The 19162-nt window shown below is 61.4% G+C and carries 18 protein-coding genes; 4 read left to right on the forward strand and 14 right to left on the reverse strand.

Annotated elements, in window-relative coordinates; all coding sequences use genetic code 11:
* Positions 1-7 precede the first annotated feature (7 nt).
* Positions 8-1630, forward strand: a complete 1623-nt coding sequence (locus J3P86_RS16490; RefSeq protein WP_434601197.1) for an MFS transporter — start codon at positions 8-10, stop codon at positions 1628-1630.
* A gap of 41 nt (positions 1631-1671) precedes the next feature.
* Here J3P86_RS16490 and J3P86_RS16495 read toward each other — a convergent pair whose 3' ends face one another.
* The 4 genes from J3P86_RS16495 to J3P86_RS16510 form a co-directional block, all read right to left on the reverse strand.
* Entirely contained in the window at positions 1672-4149 is a 2478-nt protein-coding gene (locus J3P86_RS16495) for a TonB-dependent siderophore receptor (RefSeq protein WP_434630108.1), read from the reverse strand.
* A gap of 113 nt (positions 4150-4262) precedes the next feature.
* Positions 4263-5213, reverse strand: coding sequence for a FecR domain-containing protein (locus J3P86_RS16500; RefSeq protein WP_434698445.1), 951 nt, complete (start codon positions 5211-5213; stop codon positions 4263-4265).
* Positions 5210-5731 (reverse strand): sigma-70 family RNA polymerase sigma factor, encoded by a 522-nt coding sequence (locus J3P86_RS16505; RefSeq protein WP_434698446.1) that lies wholly within the window; start codon positions 5729-5731, stop codon positions 5210-5212. Before J3P86_RS16505 ends, J3P86_RS16500 begins: the two co-directional genes overlap by 4 nt.
* A 105-nt stretch (positions 5732-5836) precedes the next feature.
* On the reverse strand, positions 5837-6244 hold the full coding sequence (locus tag J3P86_RS16510; RefSeq protein ID WP_305500247.1) for a response regulator: 408 nt from the start codon (positions 6242-6244) through the stop codon (positions 5837-5839).
* 241 nt (positions 6245-6485) lie between these two features.
* Between J3P86_RS16510 and J3P86_RS16515 the strand changes: the two genes are divergently transcribed.
* Together J3P86_RS16515 and J3P86_RS16520 are read left to right on the forward strand one after the other, a co-directional pair.
* Complete coding sequence (locus J3P86_RS16515; protein ID WP_434630102.1) at positions 6486-8438, forward strand: DNA topoisomerase III; 1953 nt, start codon at positions 6486-6488, stop codon at positions 8436-8438.
* Positions 8439-9118: 680 nt separating this feature from the next.
* The gene (locus J3P86_RS16520; RefSeq protein WP_305500244.1) at positions 9119-9448 is read left to right on the forward strand and encodes a hypothetical protein; all 330 of its coding nucleotides are present in this window, start codon (positions 9119-9121) and stop codon (positions 9446-9448) included.
* 56 nt (positions 9449-9504) lie between these two features.
* Here the strand turns inward: J3P86_RS16520 and glsB are convergent, their stop codons facing one another.
* Positions 9505-10413, reverse strand: a complete 909-nt coding sequence (gene glsB / locus J3P86_RS16525; RefSeq protein ID WP_434573347.1) for a glutaminase B — start codon at positions 10411-10413, stop codon at positions 9505-9507.
* Between the two features lie 173 nt (positions 10414-10586).
* Between glsB and J3P86_RS16530 the strand changes: the two genes are divergently transcribed.
* Positions 10587-10781: a hypothetical protein gene (locus J3P86_RS16530; RefSeq protein ID WP_434573346.1), complete on the forward strand. Its 195-nt coding sequence runs from the start codon at positions 10587-10589 to the stop codon at positions 10779-10781.
* A gap of 6 nt (positions 10782-10787) precedes the next feature.
* Here the strand turns inward: J3P86_RS16530 and J3P86_RS16535 are convergent, their stop codons facing one another.
* From J3P86_RS16535 to J3P86_RS16575, 9 genes are all read right to left on the reverse strand, one after another.
* Entirely contained in the window at positions 10788-11807 is a 1020-nt protein-coding gene (locus J3P86_RS16535; RefSeq protein WP_434698447.1) for a hypothetical protein, read from the reverse strand.
* Between the two features lie 194 nt (positions 11808-12001).
* Positions 12002-13408 (reverse strand): saccharopine dehydrogenase C-terminal domain-containing protein, encoded by a 1407-nt coding sequence (locus tag J3P86_RS16540; RefSeq protein ID WP_434630097.1) that lies wholly within the window; start codon positions 13406-13408, stop codon positions 12002-12004.
* 101 nt (positions 13409-13509) lie between these two features.
* Positions 13510-14319 (reverse strand): DUF3618 domain-containing protein, encoded by an 810-nt coding sequence (locus J3P86_RS16545; RefSeq protein ID WP_434630095.1) that lies wholly within the window; start codon positions 14317-14319, stop codon positions 13510-13512.
* Positions 14316-14747 (reverse strand): phage holin family protein, encoded by a 432-nt coding sequence (locus tag J3P86_RS16550; protein WP_434573341.1) that lies wholly within the window; start codon positions 14745-14747, stop codon positions 14316-14318. Before J3P86_RS16550 ends, J3P86_RS16545 begins: the two co-directional genes overlap by 4 nt.
* Positions 14747-15412, reverse strand: a complete 666-nt coding sequence (locus J3P86_RS16555) for a hypothetical protein (RefSeq protein WP_434630093.1) — start codon at positions 15410-15412, stop codon at positions 14747-14749. The genes J3P86_RS16550 and J3P86_RS16555 overlap by 1 nt, the downstream gene beginning before the upstream one ends.
* 352 nt (positions 15413-15764) lie before the next feature.
* A complete protein-coding gene (locus J3P86_RS16560; protein ID WP_434601204.1) occupies positions 15765-16265 on the reverse strand; it encodes a ferritin-like domain-containing protein in 501 nt (166 codons plus the stop codon).
* A 126-nt stretch (positions 16266-16391) separates the two neighbouring features.
* Entirely contained in the window at positions 16392-17321 is a 930-nt protein-coding gene (locus J3P86_RS16565; protein WP_434573336.1) for a ZIP family metal transporter, read from the reverse strand.
* A 108-nt stretch (positions 17322-17429) separates the two neighbouring features.
* Positions 17430-18311, reverse strand: coding sequence for a manganese catalase family protein (locus tag J3P86_RS16570; protein WP_434557679.1), 882 nt, complete (start codon positions 18309-18311; stop codon positions 17430-17432).
* A 260-nt stretch (positions 18312-18571) separates the two neighbouring features.
* Positions 18572-18949: a general stress protein gene (locus tag J3P86_RS16575; protein ID WP_039589227.1), complete on the reverse strand. Its 378-nt coding sequence runs from the start codon at positions 18947-18949 to the stop codon at positions 18572-18574.
* Positions 18950-19162: the final 213 nt, after the last annotated feature.

Genomic DNA, 19162 nt, shown 5'->3' on the forward strand with positions numbered 1-19162 from the left:
TACCGCTATGTCTGAACATGTTCAGCCCCTGGAAGCCACGCGCAGCGCAGGCACCAGCCAGGAAACCCAGAAAGTCATCTTCGCCTCGTCCTTGGGGACGGTGTTCGAGTGGTACGACTTTTTCCTCTACGGCGCCCTCGCGGCGGTGATCAGCAAGCAATTCTTCGCCGGGGTGAACGACACCACGGCGTTCATTTTCGCCCTGATGGCTTTCGCCGCCGGTTTCATCGTGCGGCCCTTCGGGGCGCTGGTGTTTGGGCGGCTGGGGGACATGATCGGGCGCAAGTACACGTTCCTGGCAACCATCGTGCTCATGGGCCTGGCGACCTTCTGCGTCGGCCTGCTGCCCAACTACGCGAGCATCGGCATCGCCGCGCCCATCATCCTGGTGGTATTGCGCATGCTCCAGGGCTTGGCCCTGGGCGGTGAATACGGTGGCGCGGCGACCTATGTGGCCGAGCATGCACCGATGGGCAAGCGCGGCTTTCATACCAGCTGGATTCAGTCCACCGCGACACTGGGCCTGTTGCTCTCGCTACTGGTGGTGCTCGGTTGCCGTTACTTCACCGGTGACCAGTTCGAAGTCTGGGGCTGGCGCATTCCGTTCCTGCTGTCGATCCTGCTGCTGGGCATCTCCACCTGGATCCGCCTGAGCCTGCACGAGTCGCCGGCCTTCCTGAAAATGAAAGAAGAAGGCAAGTGCTGCAAGGCGCCGATCCGCGAGTCCTTCGGCAAGTGGGAAAACCTGAAGGTGGTGCTGATCGCCCTGTTCAGCATCAATGCCGGGCAAGCGGTGACCTTCTATGCCGCGCAATTCTACGTGCTGTTCTTCCTCACCCAGTTCCTCAAGATGGACCCGGCCCTTGCCAATAGCCTGTTGATTGTCAGCGTGGTGATCGGCGCGCCGTTCTTCATCTTCTTTGGCTGGCTGTCGGACAAGGTCGGGCGCAAACCGGTGCTGATGATCGGCCTGCTGCTGGCGACGGCGTTGTACTTTCCGATCTTCAAGACGCTCGCTCATTACGCCAACCCGGCCATCGACCTGGCGAGCCGCCAGGCGCCGATCACTGTCGTCGCCGACCCGGCCACCTGCACCTTCCAGTTCGACCCGGTGGGCAAGGCGCGTTTCGACAGCCCTTGCGACAAGGTCAAGACCTTCCTGGTCAAGCAAGGCCTGCCCTACACCAGCGTCGCGGCACCGGCCGGCAGCACCGTGCAGGTCAGCGTCGGCGACGTGAAACTTGAAGGCTACGACGAAGCCGCCCTGCGCGGCGCGGTGACCCTGGCGGGCTACCCGCAACAAGCCGATGCCCAGCAGATCAACCGGCCGATGATCGTCGCCCTGATCGTGGCGCTGATCATCATTTCGGCGATGTGCTACGGCCCGCTGGCGGCGCTGATGGTCGAACTGTTTCCGACCCGCATTCGCTACACCTCCATGTCCCTTCCGTACCACATCGGCAACGGCTGGTTCGGCGGTTTCCTGCCAACCGTGTCGTTCGCCCTGGTGGTCTACACCGGGGATATTTTCTACGGCTTGTGGTACCCGGTGGTGATCACGGGCGTGAGCCTGGTGGTGGGGATGATCTGCCTGCGGGAAACCCGCAACGTCGATCTGGATACCAACTGAAAACCGCCCGTGGCGAGGGGCAGACCCCCTCGCCACGGCACTCAGAAGCGCGCCTTCACCGTCGCGGTGAAATTGCGCGGCTCACCGTAATAGTTACCGAAGCTTTCGGTGCCGATGGTGGTGTAGTAGCGCTTGTCGAACAGGTTGTTGCCGTTGAGCGCCACCGACCAGGTGTCATCTATGCGGTAGCCGATCCGACCGTTCCACACCGCATAACCGGCCTGGGTGATCTTTTCACCGCTAAGCGGCGATACGCGGAAATTATCGCTCTGCGCATTGACCCCGGCGCCGACGCTGAACCGCTCGAAGGCGCCACCGAGGGCGTAATCGCCCCAAAGGCGCAGCACGTGGCGCGGCACATAGCTGTTGAACGAACCGCCATTGAGGCTGCTGTCAATGTCGTCCAGGGTCTTGGTCTGGGTGTAGGTATATCCGGCGAGCAGTTGCAGGCGCTCGATGACTTCGCCGCTGATCTCGGCCTCGAAGCCCTGGGCGCGGACCTTGCCAGCGTTCTCGTAGCAGTAGCCGTCCGATGAGGCGCAGGTGGAGTTGTAATCCGTCTGAGCCTGATCCTTCTGCACGGTGCGAAACAGGTTGAATGCCGTGTTCAGGCGCCCTTCGAACCACTCGCCCTTGATCCCCAGTTCATAACTTTCGCCCACCAGCGGCTTGAGCGCCGAGCCGCTTTGCGAGCGGTAGTTGCCTTGGGGCGTGAAGATGTCCGAGTAACTGGCGTAGGCGGTCAGGTGTTCGTTGAGGTCGAGCAACACGCCGGCAAATGGCGTGACCTGGCCGGTCTCGGTGCTCCTGGCGTGTTCCGTACCGCCGGTGAGAAATACCGAGTCGCTCTTGGAGCTGTACCAGCTCACCCGGCTGCCGACAACGAAGGTCAACGGATCCGCCAGTTTCAGGCGCAACGTGGAATACACGCCCTGCTGTTCGGTGAGGGTCTTGACCGGCCCGCCGCGGGTCGAGTTATCAATGAAGTAGCTGTCGTCCGGCTCCGGGATGTGCCGATCCGGGTCGAAGACGTTCTGCTTCTGCGGCAACAAAGCGACCGAATAGAAATCATCCTTGTCCGAACGACTGGCGTTGGCCCCGAAGATCATTTCATGTTGCTGGCCGAAGGCTTCGAACTTGCCGTCCAGGTAGGCGTCGAGGCCGTAGTCGACCTGATCGTAGTCATACAGGCTGCCCAACAGGTTGGTGGTAGAGCCCCCCGGCGTCACCGCACCCGATGCAAACGCGTATTTGGTGTCCTGGGTGTTTTTTGTATAGACGCCTGCGACTTTCACGGCCCAGTCATCGTTGAGCTGATGTCGAAGGTCGCCGAAGACCGTGGTCCGTTGGCTGCGCCAGGTGTTCCACGACGGGTCCAGGCAAGTGGAACGGCCGAGTTTCAGGTCGCTGCCATTGCGGTAGCGTGGCAGCCCGCCCCAGCAAGGGCTCGCGTCGACATCCTCGTACGCCACGCCCAGGCCGAGCGTGGTGTCGGGTGCAAGGTCCATATCCAGGGCGCCGTAATAGACCTGATCCGTACGCCGGGCATCGTCGTAGAAATAGCGCCGGCTCTGCTCGGCGATCACCGCCCTGCCCCGCACGGTGCCGGCGTCGTTCAACGGGCCACCGGTATCGACCTGCCCGCGATAGTTGTTCCAGGTGCCGCCCGAGAGGCTGAGTTCAGTCTGCGCCGTAGCCTGGCCGCGCTTGCGGACGAAATTGACGCCACCGGACGTACCGCCGGATCCCTTCATCATGCCGGCAGCGCCGCGCAGGACTTCGACCCGGTCGTAATAGGCCATGTCACTGCTGAAGCTGTCGGCCTGGACATAGCTGTTGCCCATGTCCAGCGGCACGCCGTCGTACTGGTATTGGCCGGACATCCGGAACCCGCGGGAATAGAAATACTTGCCGCCCATGGTCGAGTCGTAGACGGTGATACCCGGGGTCTTTTCCATCACCTGCTCGATGGTGTTCAGGTTCTGATCGTCGAGCATCTTGCGGGTGATCACGGTGACCGATTGCGGCGTTTCGCGCAGCGAATGCTCGCCTTTGCCGATGGTCACCGCCCCAGTGGTATAGGACCCGCTGTTTTCGGTGGTTGCCGTGAGCAGTTGGCCGTCGATGGTCGTGGTGCCGAGCTCCAGCGCCGAGCCGGGCGCAGGTGCGGTACGCAGCCGGTAGGTCCCGTTGGCCTGGGGTTCGGCTTGCAGGCCGTTACTGCCGAGGATGCGCGCGAAACCTTCGGCCACGCCAAAGGAGCCTTTCAAGCCTGGCGACCGCATCCCCTGCATTTGTGCGGCATCGAACGAAATCGCGACGCCGGCGAGGCTGGAGAAACGCGTCAGCACATCCACCAGGGTGCCAGCGCCGATATCGTAGGCCTGCGCCGAGTGTTGTGGCACCGAAGCCTGCGCAACCGGACTGGCGTACGCCGCCCAGGCGCCGAAAGACGTGGCGGCCAGAAAACCGATTTTCATTGCGATTGCCAGACGACCTGGCGTGTTCACGCGAGACATGTGTCCCCTCCCCCCAAAACAGTCAAGAAAACTCACTGAGGGATGAGCCGAACGATGCCGAGGAAAAGTGCAAAAACATTTTCAACCGGACCAACGGGAGCGCGTCGGCCTTGTCAGGCACGCGACACCTGGACCCAGAACCGGCTGTAGCGAGTCACGCGCAACGAGAAACCGGTTTCGAGTGCCGCCAGGGCAAGATCGGTATTGTCGATGGGAAAAACGCCGGAGACTTTCAAGTCGCCGATGGCCGGGTCGCAGCGCAATATTCCCGTGCGATAGCGGGAAAGCTCCACCAGCAAGGCCGACAGCGGGCGGTCGATGGCGATGATGCTGCCCTGTTGCCAGGCACCCACCGATACATCATTGGCGCGCAACGCACCCAGCGACCGACCGGTGAAGCCCAGGCGATCACCCGCGTCGACCCGCTGGGCTGGCCCGCCGCTGCGCAAACTGACTTGCACGGCCTTCTCCAGCACCGCCACCTCACCGCCGTCGTCCTGAGCGCGGACGATGAATCGCGTCCCCAGGGCCAGCACTTCGACTTGGCCAGTGACGACCTTGAATGGCCGCTGCAAGGGATCGACCCCGGTCGTTACGAGAATTTCGCCCCACAACAGCGTCAATGTCCGCTGGCGGCCATCGAAACGGACGTTTACCGAGGTGTCGGTGTTGAGCAGCAGCGTGCTGCCGTCCACCAACTGGAACTCACGCCGCTCGCCCACGCCGGTCCGGTAATCGCAAAGTAGGTTCTGCGCGGTCTCGCTGCGCCAGCCCAGCCATCCCAGGCAGCCGGCGGAGGTCAGCAGCAAGGCGCTGCGCAGCACCTCTCGACGAGGTCGGCCAGGGTGGGCACTCAAGGTTGGCGCAGCCAATGCGCCCGGCACGCTGGCCATCTGTTCCGACACCGCCGCCATGCGTTGCCAGGCCTGCTCGTTCAGCGGATCCGCGGCCAGCCAGGCCCACCACCCTTCGCGCTCCGCGTCAGTTGTGGTGCCGGAGTGAAGCCGGGCATACCATTGCGCCGCGACACGGATGGCCTGCAATTGCTCGGGCGACACGTTCATTCGAGCTGCAACTGGATTTGCATCAGACAGCAGTGTTCCATGGCCTTGGCCATGTGGTTGTTGACCGTACGTACGCTAATGCCGAGGCGCTCGGCGATCTGCGGGTAGGTCAAGCCGTTGAACTGCGAGAGGATGAATGCTTGCTTGACCTTGGGGCCCAGGCCTTGCAGCAGCCGATCGATTTCCATCAGGGCCTGGAACAGGATCGCCTGCTCTTCCAGCGATGGCTGCTGCGCTTCAGGCATCGCGGCCAGCGCTTCGAGGTACGACTGCTCAAGGGAACGGCGGCGAAAGAGATCGACCAGCAGCCCTTTGGCGATCATCGACAGATAGGGCCGCGGCTCGCGGATATCCAGTGCCGAGCGCGCCTTGATCACCCGAACGAAGGTATCCTGGGCCAGGTCCGCCGCATCGAAGGTATTGCCGAGGCGCTTGCGCAGCCACCCCTGAAGCCAACCATGATGGTCGCAATACAGATCGTTGACGGCGCTGCGTAGGGACAGATCGTGGGCGGACATGACAATGGAATAATTCGCGACTGATAATGACTCGCATTGTCATCGTAGCGACCGCCGTATTGCAACCGGATGAGAGCGAAAAAACCTGCCGTGGCTTCAGCCTGATCAGTGAACCGAATGGCTTTTCACCGTGCTCTCCACCAGATCGAGCATCTGTCCCAGCGCCCATGGCTTGGCGATGAACGAGGCCTGGTGCTTGATCCCCGCGCTTTCCGGCGTCTCGAAGCCCGACATGATCAGCAGCGGTATCTGCGGCCAGCGGTCCCCGGTCAGGTTGGCCAGGTCCGCTCCGTCCATCGCCCCGGGCATGGTGATATCGGTCAGCAGCAGGTCCACATAGTCGGCGCTCTCCTCCAAGAATGTCAGCGCCGAATCTGCGCTTTCCCGAGGCTCGACGACAAACCCTTCCTCTTCCAGGATTTCGCACAGAAACTCCAGGATGGTCGGATCATCCTCAACGACGAGAATCAAACGTGTGGTCGCCTGTCCGTTGCCCTTCGGCATCGAATTCATGAAAGTGACTCTCCTTGATTCCATTAGCTTGCTTTGCGGTTTCAGCCGCTCTGCAAGTTATGAGCGACGCCCTTGCGAGAAATTCATTCTGCTTGTGCAGACAACCGCCGGGCGTTGCGCCAAACGGCCCGTTGCAACGCAGCGCAACGTTTTATCTGTATATCCATACAGATAAAGCTTGCCGCGACGCCGATCCCTGACCATGCTAGCGCCCCATGAAACCTGCTTAGGAAGAGGCGTTATGCGGCTGTACCTGTGTGAAAAACCGTCCCAGGCCAAGGATATCGCCGCGGTGCTGGGCGCCACGCGACGCGGCGACGGCTGCTGGCTGGGCGCAAACGTCACGGTCACCTGGTGCATCGGTCACCTCCTGGAGACGGCCCCGCCCGACGCCTACGATGCCCGCTACAAGCGCTGGGTGCTGGCCGACCTGCCCATCGTGCCGGCGCAATGGAAGATGACCGTCAAACCGAAAACCGCCGGCCAGTACAAAGCGGTCAAGCGCTTGCTGGGCGAGGCAACGGAACTGATCATCGCCACCGACGCCGACCGCGAGGGCGAAATGATCGCCCGCGAACTGGTCGAGCATTGCCGCTATCGCGGGCCCATCCAGCGCCTATGGCTGTCGGCGCTGGACGAAGCATCGATCCGCAAGGCCCTGGCCGCCCTCAAGCCCGGAGCGGAAACCTTCAACCTCTACCACTCGGCCCTGGGCCGCTCTCGGGCCGACTGGCTGATCGGCATGAACATGAGTCGCCTGTTCACGCTCCTTGGGCGTCAGTCCGGCTATCAGGGCGTGCTGCCGGTAGGCCGCGTGCAGACACCGACTTTGCGGCTGGTGGTAGACCGCGACCGTAGCATTGCCGATTTCGTCCCGGTCGCCTACTGGGCCATCGACGTGCGACTGAGCCACGCCGGCACGGCCTTCACCGCCCAGTGGCGCGCCGATCCGGATGCCTGCGACGACCAGGAGCGCTGCCTGAACCAGGCCCTCGCCCGCGATGCGGCAAAAGCCATGGGCAGTGCCGCTACCGCCAGGGTGATCAAGGTCCGCACCGAACGGCTGCGTGAGGCCGCGCCGCTGCCGTTCGACCTGGGCACGCTGCAGGAGGTCTGCTCGAAGAAGCTCGGCCTTGGCGCCCAGGAAACCCTGGACATTGCCCAGTCGCTCTACGAAACCTACAAGCTCATCACCTATCCGCGCAGCGATTGCGGTTTCCTGCCCTTGAGCCAGCACGGCGAAGCACCCGCCATTCTCGCCGCCCTCGCCCAGGCCGACCCGGGCCTTGCGCCGCTGCGCGAGCACCTGCAACCGCAACGCAAATCCCGCGCCTGGAACGACGCCAAGGTCAGCGCGCACCACGGCATCATTCCCACGGCCGCGGCGAAGAACCTCGACAAGCTCGCCGGCAAGCAACGGGCCGTCTATACGCTGATTCGCGCGCGCTACCTGGCGCAATTCCTGCCCAACCATGAATACGACCGGACCCAGGCCGACTTCGATTGTGCCGGCCAGGCCCTGCGGGCCGTCGGCAAGCAGATCATCGAACCCGGCTGGAAACGCGCCCTGCCCGAAGCACTGGCACCCACACGCGGCCGCGAAGCCCCCGCGCCACAAACCCTGCCGCCGCTCGCCGAAGGCCGCGATTGCAATGTGGACGAGGTGATCCCCAAGGACCTGTGGACCCAGCCGCCCAAGCCGTTTACCGAGGGCGACCTGATCAAGGCGATGAAAAATGTCGCCAAGCTGGTGGAGGACCCGCTGCTCAAGCAGAAGCTCAAGGACACCACCGGCATCGGCACCGAAGCAACCCGAGCCTCGATCATCCAGGGTCTGCTCGATCGTGGTTACCTGGTGAAAAACGGCAAGGCCCTGTCCGCCACTCCAGCGGCGTTCAGCCTGATCGACGCGGTGCCTCGGGCGATCGCCGACCCCGGCACCACCGCCATCTGGGAACAGGCCCTGGACATGGTGCAGAGCGGTGAGATGAGCCTGGAAGAATTCGTCACGCGACAAGCCGCCTGGATGAGCAAGCACGTCGCCCGCTGCCAAGGCATGAGCCTGACCATCAACGGCACGGCCAGCCCCGCCGGACGTGGCGCGGCGCCGTGGAAGAAAAAACGCAAGCCGGCCAAGCGCAAGGCCGACGGCGCACCGCGCAAAGCGGGCAAGGCCAAGGCCAAGGCCACCTGAACCCACTGAGTCCCTTCGTGGCGAGGGGATTTATCCCCGCTGGGGTGCGAAGCGCCCCCAGAAATATCTACCACCGCCGTGCTTGCGCAGGAATGCCCGGGGCCGCTTCGCGACCCAGCGGGGATAAATTCCCTCGCCACAAAGAACCCCCTCATCCTAAAGATGCATGATTCCTTTTCGCTGGTTTTTCATACCCAAACCATTTTGTCCGACAATATGTAGTGACTAAAAATAATCACTACAAAACCGTTGACGCCTCCGATTTGCCCTTGCATGATGCAGACGTCTCCCCGATCGGGAGTACGGTAAATGTTTGAGCAAGCTCGTCTGACCGCCGAGCTGTTTTTTTCGATAAGGGACTGCCCACAAGGCAGATTGAAGGTGCTGACCTGGCAAGACCGTCCGGTAACAAGGACGAGAAACGCTGGCGATCAATCCTCATGACGCATGGGCTCGACTGTCGAAAGTCGACACTGACCTGAAGATTCTTCGCTGTTTCTCATCGTTGTAGCGCATTTGCGTAGCAGCCCTTCGATAACACTACACAACCGATGCACGACCCCGTCGGATTCGACGGACGAGCGCTGACGACCTGCTTTCGGTAGCAGGCAGGCAATTACCGAACAGCGAAGTTTTGCGAACCACCAGACAGATCAACCAAATGGTCAAGGGGCTTACACATGAATCTGAATAATCAACCATCTATTGATGAACTGGCTCGCATGTTCGCAGCACACAAGGACACCCTGGATAGCCATATCCTGTGGATCAGCAAGACTGGCCAGGTCCATATGGACTGCCTCTCGCCTTTCACCCAGGAAGAAGAATTCGAGAAAAGCCAGGAAGACCTGTGTGCCCGGCTGAAGATGTACCGTCGCGGCCAGGGCTACGTCGGCAAGAAAGCCGCCGCTGACAAGGATTTCATGGGCCGCGTGCTGCAAACGCTGACCCAGGCCTGGCAGTCGGTGCAGAACTCTGCCGAGGTCCGGGTCATCGACCGCCTCTGCTGACATTCCACAAATACAAAGGGCCCGCTCCTGCGTCAGGAGCGGGCCTTTTTTGGCTTCTAGAAAACCGACCAGCCGATCCGTTGGCTGAGCAGTTCCAGCGCGGCCATGCCAGCCAGGGAGTTGCCGGCGGTATTGAGTTCCGGCGACCAGACGCAGACGCTGAACTGCCCGGGCACCACCGCCACAATCCCGCCGCCCACGCCGCTCTTGCCAGGCAGGCCAACGCGATAGGCGAAGTTGCCGGCCTCATCGTACAAGCCGCTGGTGGCCATGATGGAGTTGACTTGCTGGGTCTGGCGAGCGCTAAGGATCTGCTCACCGCTGTGCTTGCAAAAACCATCGTTGGCCAGGAAGCAGAACGCGCGGGCCAGGTCGATGCAGTTCATTCGCAGCGCGCAATGGCTAAAATAGCTGCGCAATACCGCTTCCACGTCGTTATGGAAATTGCCGAAGGACTGCATCAGATAAGCCATCGCCGCGTTGCGCGCGCGGTGCTGGTATTCCGACTCGGCAACCTTGCCGTCTACCATCACCTGGGGATTGCCCGACAACCGTCGGACGAAATCGCGCATCGACAACGCCGGAGCGGCGAAGCGTGACTGGTTGATATCGCAAATCACCAAGGCACCGGCGTTGATGAACGGATTACGCGGCCGGCCGCGCTCGAATTCCAGTTGCACCAGGGAATTGAAGGGCTGGCCAGAGGGCTCATGGCCCAAGCGCTCCCAGATGGCTTCGCCGGAATGCTCGATGGCCTGCACCAGGCTGAAAACCTTGGAAATACTCTGCACCGAGAACGGCGTCTCGGCATCGCCCGCGCAATAGATCTCGCCATCGTTGCTGTACACGGCAATGCCGAGTTGATTGGCCGCCACGGTGCCGAGGGCAGGAATATAGTCGGCCACCTTGCCCTGACCAATCAGGGGGCGAACCGCATCGAGGATCTCGTTCAACAGTGCTTGCATGTGCGCAGGGGTCCGGTCATTCCCCGTTCGAGTGCGGGGATACAGACGCTAGACGCTGGTGGGTGGGGTCAGAGCACACTGAGTTGCCCGAAAAAAACCGTGGCCAGGAGCGTGGGCGCTTGTCGTGAAATCCTGCGGTCTATAGTCAAGGATCAACCCGCAGGAGGTAACCGATGCGCCAGATCATGCAAAAGGAACCCTGGTGGGCCGCGCCGCCCCGGCCTGGGCAGGATGAAAGTGAATTGGAATGGGGCTGGCTGGTGGTCTACAGCGAAGGCGAGCCGCGTTTCGAGTTCATCAAGGAGCGCCCCACGGACGAACAGATCCGTCAGCGCAAAGGCTGCCGGGTCACGCTCGGGTCCGAGTGACCGCGCTCATGGTTCGATGACAGGCAGGAACACCGGTCGGTTGCTCAGGTCTGCCGCCACCAGGCTATCGTCGATTTGCCCGGCCAGGTAGTAGACCGCCGCCATGACGCCGCTGAGGGGATGCCTGAGCGACTTGAACCACGCTTCGTCGAACGCCGCACTCAGGCTTTTACGGATCTGCGCTTCCATTTCCGGCCGTTCGCCCTCATGGATGATCGCCCGGATGCCCGCCACGCCTACCGAAATCAGCGCCCCTGCCGCCTTCCCGGCGACGGCCGCCGCCGCACCGGTCGCTCCTCGCGTGGCGAACTGCGCCTCGATTTTTTCACTGGTACGTTGCGCCACCGTGGCAATCACGGCGTCCGACGGACCGGAACCGGTGTCGGCGGCTTTGTCGACATGATCGATCAGCGCCGCATAGGCCGGCAGTGTATTGAGCGGTTCGGTGTGGACCATTTCGTACAACGTTGCGTTGCGCGTCGCTGGCGGTCCCAGGTTGACGGCCGTAATCGCGTGCAGACGTCGATTCATCAGTTCGGTCGGGATTCGGTGCCGTTGCGCAATGACCTGGACCTGTTGGTTGAGCAGGCGCAGGTAATACCCCGTCGCGTTGGCCCGGATCGCCTCGGGATCGATTTCCACCGCCACCGGCTCCAGCACTTGCTCGCGATATTGCTCCTGCAGGTAACCCGCCAGGCGCCTGGACGACGAGTCCGCATCGCCCTTGGCGCTTGCCGAATACCAACTGACCTTCACTGCCAGCCACTCCTGGGTCCAGTAGCTACTGAACCAGGGGATGAATGCAGCCTCGGTGCGCTCGTAGACCAGCACTCGCCAATGTTCCATCGATCCGCGCGCATAGAGTTCGGCTTGCTCGGTGGCGCTTTTCGACGCGGCGATGATCTGCCGGTCCGCCTGCCGCCAGGTGTCCGGCGCAATCACCACCGGGGCGACCTGTTGGCCGCGCTGCGACGTGGCGCACCCCGCCAGAACGAGCATCACGGCCAGCATCAGCGAACGCCGCACGATTGCGCCACCTTGGATTTTTCTCGACCATGGATTGAGTGTAGGCCGTCAGACAAGTCAATGTGGGAGCGAGCTTGCTCGCGATGGCGGCGTATCAGTCGATGTCAACTTTGCTGACACACCGCTATCGCGAGCAAGTTCGCTCCCACAGGGTCTGCCACAAGCTCCCTCGCCACGAGTCGCGGTCGTGTCAGTTAAAACCGGGTGAAATGTTCGAATTGCCAGCTATCCGCAGCGCCCTCCTCGGACTGTTTATGCGAAGTGCCACTCGGCGTCCAGTCGGTGCGCTGCCCCACCAGAGTGCCGAGGTAGGGCCTGGCGATTTCCAGCACCCGCTCATGGTCCAGCTGTTCCGGCTCGACGATGCCGCGATCCGGATGCTCAACCGCCCAGACGATGCCAGACAGCACGCCTGCCGCCACCTGCAAGGTGGTGGCACTGTTGAAAGGCACCAGCGCGCGAGCTTCGTCAATGCTCAGCACCGAGCCAAACCAGTAGGCATTCAGCTCATGCCCCATGAACAACACCCCCAGCGCATCCGCACCGCCGCTGTCGATTTCGCCGTTGAGGATGCGCTGCCGGGCTTGGGTTTGCCAGCCGCGACCGATCAGCTCGTGGACCGAGAGCAAGGCGTCGTTGCAGGGGTGGTAGGCGTAATGCAGGGTCGGTCGATAGATCAGTCGACGCTGGTCCTTCACGGTAAGCAGGTCGGCTGTGGAAGCGGTTTCATGATGGGTGATCATCAGCCCCAGGCATGGCCCGCCCAACGGCGTCCAGGTCTTGACCAGCACGCTGGCGCTCTGGCGTGCCAGGTAGATCGCATTGCGACTGCCGAAGCGATGGCGCCGGGCAGACGCTGGCCAGGTTCGCTCATGGCTGCCCCATGCCAGCTCCGCCGGTTGGCTGCCTTCACTGATGAAGCCCTCCACTGACCAGGTGTTGACGAACTCGTCGTCCTCCTTGGGTTGCCGGGAACGCTGGGTATCACGCTCGGCAAAATGAATCACCTTGATCCCCAATTCCATGCATAACCTGGCCCAATCGACACCGGCGCGGCGCTGAGGTATCGGATGCTCCAACTGCACCGCCAGCTCCACCAGGCCGGCCTTCAGCAAGTGAGTGATCAAGCCCGGATTGGCCCCGTGAGCGACCACCGCCGTCGGCCCTCCGGCCAATTTCTTGCGCAGGCTCAGGACCTGATAACGCAGCGCGTAATTGGTGCGATGGGAAAAATCCAGGTGCGGATCGTCATATCCGCCGGCCCACGGTTCGACACAGGTATCCAGGTACAGGGCGCCCTTGGCGCAGGCATATTCGATAATGGCCAGAGAGCTGACTTCCACCGAAAGGTTGACGATGAAGTCACCGGGTTTGACCCAGCGATCCAGCGTCTGCGCGAAGGTTTGCTCGGTCAATGCCTTGCGGACAAAACGGATCCCCCGATCCTTGAACCAGAGGTTCTGGTCGATCACCGGCGCGATCACGGTGATTTGCCTGACCTCGATATGGTCCTGCCCCAGTACCAATGGCAACGTGGCCCGGGCGATGGAGCCGAAGCCGATGAAGACCAGGTGGCCGCTGAACGGAACCTGATGGTTCATGTGCCGCCTCCTTGACGGTTTACCGCGCCTGGAAATAACCAAGGCTGCCGTGAATCCCGACAGATACGGCGCGGGTCTCCCCGCGCCGTATCATTGCCCGTTTACGAGGTACCCAGGCCGCCAGACAGATCCGCGCCGGAATGCGCATGCCCGGTGGCCGGCGCAGCGCTTGGCTCGTCACGGTGCTCGGTGGTCTTGCTCACCGTATCGCGGACCGTTTCGTAGCCGTCGCGGGCCTTTTGCTTGGCCTTGTCGGCCAAGCCGGCGCTGGTTTTGCCCATTACCCGCTGTTCGGTCGACGTGCTGGGTAGGGCTGCTCCGAGCATGGCGCCCAAGGCGATACCCGCTGCCGCCATCATCAGCGGTTGCTCCTTGAGCAGGCGGCTGAACTGATCGCCCAGATCCTGGGAACCGTGGGCCAGACGGTCGCCTGTCTGCGTGGCGCTATGCCGTGCATTACGGGCGCTCGCCCCCAGGCCATCAGCCAGATGCGACGCCTTGTCCTTGAGCTGATGAAACCCTTCGCGCAAGGAGTTGGTGGTGTCATGCAGATGACCGCGGGCGCTGTCCAGGCCACCGGACAGCCCCTCGCTCCAGCCATTGGTGTCCTGGTCGGGGCCAACGCGATAACCGACCCGGGGCGGGTGGTTCTGGCCGAGCATCAGCCAGCACAAGCCGACCGTGGTCAGCACGGTTGGCACCGGATTGTTGCGCACCGTCGTGCCCAGGTTGCCGAAAAATTCGGCGCCATTGCCTTTCACCATGCCTAAGGCCTGATCAAGCATCTGCCCCGGCGTGAACTTGCTGCCCAAGGCATCGACGATGTGGCTGATATGGGCGCGCTGTTCGTCGATCTCGCGCTCGATGGTCTCCGGGCTCTTCTCCGCTTCAGTCTTCAATTCATCCTTCATGAGGCTTTCCTCCGCAGGGCTTCCTGGTCTTTGTGCATGGCATCGAGCGTTCGGTCAGGCTTGAAATGGGAAGGCTCGAATTGCTTCTTGCCGGACTGGACCATGACAAAACCGATGATCATCACCACCACGCCGACAATCAGCGCGGCCAGCCACGGCGCCATCATCGTGCTCAGGCCATACACCACTGCCATCAGGAGGATGATGAAGCCGGCCATCAGCACCATGGCGCCCCCGGCCACTGCGGCGATACCTGCCTTCAGGGTGTTGAGGCTCGCCTGGAATTCAGCCTTGGCCAGCGCCAGCTCCTTGGTAAAGAGCGAGGGGACTTCGTGGGTCAGTTGCCGCAGCAAGCCCATGACCGAGGCATCGTTTTCGGGCGTCGAGGCGCCGGCGGAACGCTGGATATCCGGGTCTGGTCGATTCATCACAATTCTCCTCTGGTATTGGCCGAACCCGGCAGCGAGCCGGTGGCGGAATCACTGGGATGGTCCTGAACGCTGGGTGAAGTCGGGGTTACGCCGGTGGCGAGGCCGCTGCTGGTCCCCGCCCCCGGACCGATAGGATCAGGCACAGGGTCAAAGGGCTGCGCGTCGAAGGGCTGGGCGCCGAAACCTTCGGCGGCTGGATCCGACTCCGTGGAGGCAGGGCTTTGCACTTCGGTGGTGATCGGCGAGGTGCCAGCCTTGAGGAAACGCGACAGCCCAAACCCCACCGCAATACTGCCGGCGAGGAACAGGCCGGGGTTATCCCGCGCCAGGCGAGAGCCATCGTGCAGCAGCTCTTCAGCGCTCTTGTTGCGCAGTTTGCTGGCCAGGCCACTCATGCTGTCGGCCATGTCCGCCAGATAATGCGACAACCCAAGGGTGTCGTTGGCTTCAAGCTCGGACATCGCGGACTTCGCGCCACGCGCCAGTGCATCGATCTGGTCCGCCGCGGTATCGCGGTACTGGCCGAAATGCGCATCGGCCTTTTCGCGGGCGCTGCCGATGGCTTCGTTAACGTCCTCCTTGATGTGGTTCAGGGATTCTTCAGGTCGTCCCTGGTTTGCGTTACCGCTTTGTCGCTCGGTGTTGTTGTCCGGGATAGTCATGTCTGTCCATCGCCTCCGTGATGAAAAACTCAACATCAGGCAAGCGCCGAAACGTTGCCTGGATAAGTGCCTCTCAGAACAAGTGACGGGACGCGCGGGAGCGTAGTTCCAACGAGTTTTATTGTCAGACGCTGTGCGGTCGTTGGGGGCGTTCGGCTGGGTTTCGCTTAAAAAAAATCGGGCATTGGGTGAACACCAATGCCCGATTCAACACTGCACCCGTGGCGAGGGAGCTTGCTCCCGATGGGTTGCGCAGCAGCCCTGAAAATTCCAGCGTCAACAAAAAACCTGGGACTGTTGCGCAGTCCAGCGGGAGCAAGCTCCCTCGCCACAAGAACTCGTCAATTCAACCTCAGGTTTCCATCGTCGCCGCCTGGTTCCCGCCCTGCTCGGCGATTTTCGAAAGTTTCTCGTCGGTGGCTTTTTCTTCCTTGAGCGTCGCCAGCAACAAACCGACCACTTCGTCGCCCAGGTTCAAGTGCTTGGCCATGGCGATCAGCGTGCCGTAGCTGGCGATTTCGTAGTGCTCGATCTTCTGCTGGGCACCGATCAGCCCTGCATCGAGCACTGCGCCTTTTTCGATTTCTTCGATCAGCTCCTTGGACTCTTCCACCAGCCCTTCCATGGCAATGCATTTCATGCGCTTGAGCTTGATACCCGCCACTTCGACAAGGGTGTCGATGCGTTCGATCTGGCCTTGAGTTTCTTCAAGGTGATCGTTGAAGGCTTGCGCCAGCAAGGGGTTGGTGGTGGCTCGGGCCATGCGTGGCAAGGCACGAGTGATCTGTTTTTCGGCGCTGTAGACATCGGACAGTTCGTGAATGAACAGGTCCGTCACGGTTTTTCTGGCCATCTCGGCATCCTCCTTCGGGTTGAAGTGGTGAAGCGCCGCTTCACCTGTCATCAACACTGACCCGGAGCAAAATGCGGATGTTCAAGAAAATCCGTGCACGCCTGGACAGAGGGTTTCGGGTGCGCTTTAACCCAGCGCGGTATCGAGGAACATCATCACCGCAAAGCCCATCATCAGGCCCAGGGTCGCGGGTGTCTCGTGGCCGTTGCGATGGGTTTCCGGAATGACTTCATGGGACACCACGAAGATCATCGCCCCCGCCGCCAGCCCGAGGCTGATGGGGTAAGCCACGGCCACGCCCGAGGACATGCCCAGGCCGATCACCGCGCCCAGCGGTTCCATCAATCCCGAACCGACCGCGATAAGTGCGGCCCGCAGGGTGCTGATCCCGGTCACACGCAGCGCCATGGCAATGGCCAGGCCTTCGGGGATGTCCTGGATCGCGATGGCGGTGGTCAGGGGCAGACCGACCTTGAGATCGCCATTGGCAAAGCTGACGCCGATGGCCATGCCCTCCGGCAGGTTGTGCAGGGTGATCGCGAGGACGAACAACCACACCCGGTTGATGCGCTTGGCCTCGGGACCGCGGCGCCCACTCAGCTCATGTTCGTGGGGCACGAAGCGGTCGAGCCCGACCATCAGCGCGACGCCCAGCGCCAGGCCGATAACGACCACCAAGGCAGCAAGCAACTGATTGCCGCAAATGATCTGCGCAGCCTCGATCCCCGGCAATATCAGCGAAAACGAGCTGGCCGCGAGCATCATCCCGGCAGCGAAACCGAGCATGATGTCCTGGGTCCGCGATGAGATATCGCGTAGCACCACCGCCATCATCGCCCCCAGCGCGGTAGCGGCAAAACCGGATATCCCACCCAATGCCGCATAGCCGAGGTGTTGGCGATCGGCCCCCACCAGGGCGTTGTAGCCGCTATACAGCAGCAGCACCGCGACCAGTGCCAATCCCAGCCAGAAGCTTACGCCCAGCAGCAGGTTGTTTTGCACAGGATCAAGCCAGGTACGCCAGGGCGATCGGATCCGGGAGGTGGGCTGGTCCATCAAAGGTCCTTGTTGATTTGGCCGTGCAATACCCGACCGCCGAGCGCATTGGCAGAACGATCGGGCGGAATTTTCGGGCGGGGGGGGCAAGGCCCCCTCGCCAACTTCTTACAGTTTGTCACCTTGCATCCCCGAACCCAAGTCGGCGCCCGTGGTGGGATTGCTTTCAGGATTGGACATCGTCCGCGCCTTCATGTCCATCAACAGTGCCTCGTCCTTTTCACTCAACTGCACGCTGGCCAGGCCATCGCCGCCGTCGACCGCTGGCGTCGGGTTCTCGACGTACTCCCAATCGTCGCCCTGGTTCCATGGACCGCGTACGGTAGGTTCACCCTGGGACATGTTGAAGTACACGTTGGTGAACTCCGGCATGCCTGGCAGTTTGCCTTGCGGGAAGTTGGGCTGGATGGAATGCAGGGCTTTTTCGAACGACAGCTGGTGGGCGATTTCACGGGTCATCAGGAAGCCCAGGGCTTCTTTTACACCAGGATCGTCAGTGACGTTCATCAGCCGCTCGTAAACAATTTTCGCCCGGGCCTCGGCGGCGATATTCGAACGCATGTCCGCCGTCGGTTCGCCGATCGTATCGATGTAGGCGGCGGTCCATGGCACACCGGCCGAGTTGGTCAACGGCGAGCCGGCGCCATACAGCACGCTGGTGATGTGCGAGTCATTGCCGGCCCCGTTGATTTCCCGGTACAGCTGGCCCTCCTGCTCGACGCCTTCAGCCATCTTGCCCTTTGCCCCCTTGTTAAGCATGACGATGATCGAACCGATCACCTCCAGATGGCTGAGCTCTTCGGTGGCAATGTCCATCAGCAGGTCCTTGCGGCCCGGATCATCTTCGGACAAGGCCTGGGTGAAATAGCGCGACGCCGCCGCCAACTCGCCCTGGGCGCCGCCAAACTGTTCAAGCAACAGATTGGCCAGTCCTGGATTGGGCTCAGCGACACGCACGGTATATTGCAGTCGTTTGTTATGTACGAACATGGTAGAACTCCTCGATCAGGACACTCATGAGAACACTGCCGGCGGCAGGCCCATGAAAGTCAGAAGAAGTTAAACGGATAAGATTTGTTTTTTATTCAAGGCAGAAGACGAATGGTAGTTTCAATCAACAGAAACTCATCCACGTCTTAATATAAGTGAACAAACGGAGCCGGGCATGACATGACCGACGCTATTTAAATCGATAGTGGCCGAAACAGACCCCATGCCAACGGCATGGGGCCTGCAGAGACCACGGGACATTACGATTTGCGACCGCCACCGTGGCTGTTTTCACCGCCTTTCTTACCGGCTTCGGAAGCTTTTTCCCGGTCGTTGGCAAAGTTGCCACCCGACGCCTGGCCACCTTTGCGGCCCGCTTCAGAAGCCCGTTCAGGGTCATTGGCAAAGTTGCCACCCGAGGCTTGACCACCTTTGCGGCCGGCCTCTGCGGCACGTTCCGGATCGTTGGCAAAATTGCCACCCGACATATGGCCACCCTTACGGCCGGCCTCGGCTGCGCGTTCCGGATCGTTGGCGAAGTTGCCACCCGATGCCTGGCCGCCTTTCTTGCCGGCTTCCGATGCTTTCTCACGATCGTTAGCGAAATTGCCAGGGTTGTTATTGCCTGTATTTGCCATTTCATTCACCTCGTTAGTTGCTATTTGCGAACCCCGTTGGCTCGTACTTATTCGGAAAACCTGAACCGCTCAAGGTTTGAAGAAAGTGCTTCAAACGGCGACGAACGGTCATCGTCTTATTTATATACCGCTGCGCTTGGCATGTATTGAAATCGGCTATCGCACAAGCGGCGACCAATTAACAACAGCAAATACCAAACAATGTAGGAGCGA

The sequence above is a fragment of the Pseudomonas sp. D1-1 genome, from assembly GCF_051132225.1.
Taxonomy (GTDB): Bacteria; Pseudomonadota; Gammaproteobacteria; order Pseudomonadales; family Pseudomonadaceae; genus Aquipseudomonas.

What these genes read in the sequence shown, in the direction of transcription:
- J3P86_RS16490 (WP_434601197.1), top strand. Translation starts at nt 8, where the DNA reads ATGTCTGAACATGTTCAGCCCCTGGAAGCCACGCGCAGCGCAGGCACC.
- J3P86_RS16495 (WP_434630108.1), bottom strand. Translation starts at nt 4,149, where the DNA reads ATGTCTCGCGTGAACACGCCAGGTCGTCTGGCAATCGCAATGAAAATC.
- J3P86_RS16500 (WP_434698445.1), bottom strand. Translation starts at nt 5,213, where the DNA reads ATGAACGTGTCGCCCGAGCAATTGCAGGCCATCCGTGTCGCGGCGCAA.
- J3P86_RS16505 (WP_434698446.1), bottom strand. Translation starts at nt 5,731, where the DNA reads ATGTCCGCCCACGATCTGTCCCTACGCAGCGCCGTCAACGATCTGTAT.
- J3P86_RS16510 (WP_305500247.1), bottom strand. Translation starts at nt 6,244, where the DNA reads ATGAATTCGATGCCGAAGGGCAACGGACAGGCGACCACACGTTTGATT.
- J3P86_RS16515 (WP_434630102.1), top strand. Translation starts at nt 6,486, where the DNA reads ATGCGGCTGTACCTGTGTGAAAAACCGTCCCAGGCCAAGGATATCGCC.
- J3P86_RS16520 (WP_305500244.1), top strand. Translation starts at nt 9,119, where the DNA reads ATGAATCTGAATAATCAACCATCTATTGATGAACTGGCTCGCATGTTC.
- glsB (WP_434573347.1), bottom strand. Translation starts at nt 10,413, where the DNA reads ATGCAAGCACTGTTGAACGAGATCCTCGATGCGGTTCGCCCCCTGATT.
- J3P86_RS16530 (WP_434573346.1), top strand. Translation starts at nt 10,587, where the DNA reads ATGCGCCAGATCATGCAAAAGGAACCCTGGTGGGCCGCGCCGCCCCGG.
- J3P86_RS16540 (WP_434630097.1), bottom strand. Translation starts at nt 13,408, where the DNA reads ATGAACCATCAGGTTCCGTTCAGCGGCCACCTGGTCTTCATCGGCTTC.
- J3P86_RS16545 (WP_434630095.1), bottom strand. Translation starts at nt 14,319, where the DNA reads ATGAAGGATGAATTGAAGACTGAAGCGGAGAAGAGCCCGGAGACCATC.
- J3P86_RS16550 (WP_434573341.1), bottom strand. Translation starts at nt 14,747, where the DNA reads ATGAATCGACCAGACCCGGATATCCAGCGTTCCGCCGGCGCCTCGACG.
- J3P86_RS16555 (WP_434630093.1), bottom strand. Translation starts at nt 15,412, where the DNA reads ATGACTATCCCGGACAACAACACCGAGCGACAAAGCGGTAACGCAAAC.
- J3P86_RS16560 (WP_434601204.1), bottom strand. Translation starts at nt 16,265, where the DNA reads ATGGCCAGAAAAACCGTGACGGACCTGTTCATTCACGAACTGTCCGAT.
- J3P86_RS16565 (WP_434573336.1), bottom strand. Translation starts at nt 17,321, where the DNA reads ATGGACCAGCCCACCTCCCGGATCCGATCGCCCTGGCGTACCTGGCTT.
- J3P86_RS16570 (WP_434557679.1), bottom strand. Translation starts at nt 18,311, where the DNA reads ATGTTCGTACATAACAAACGACTGCAATATACCGTGCGTGTCGCTGAG.
- J3P86_RS16575 (WP_039589227.1), bottom strand. Translation starts at nt 18,949, where the DNA reads ATGGCAAATACAGGCAATAACAACCCTGGCAATTTCGCTAACGATCGT.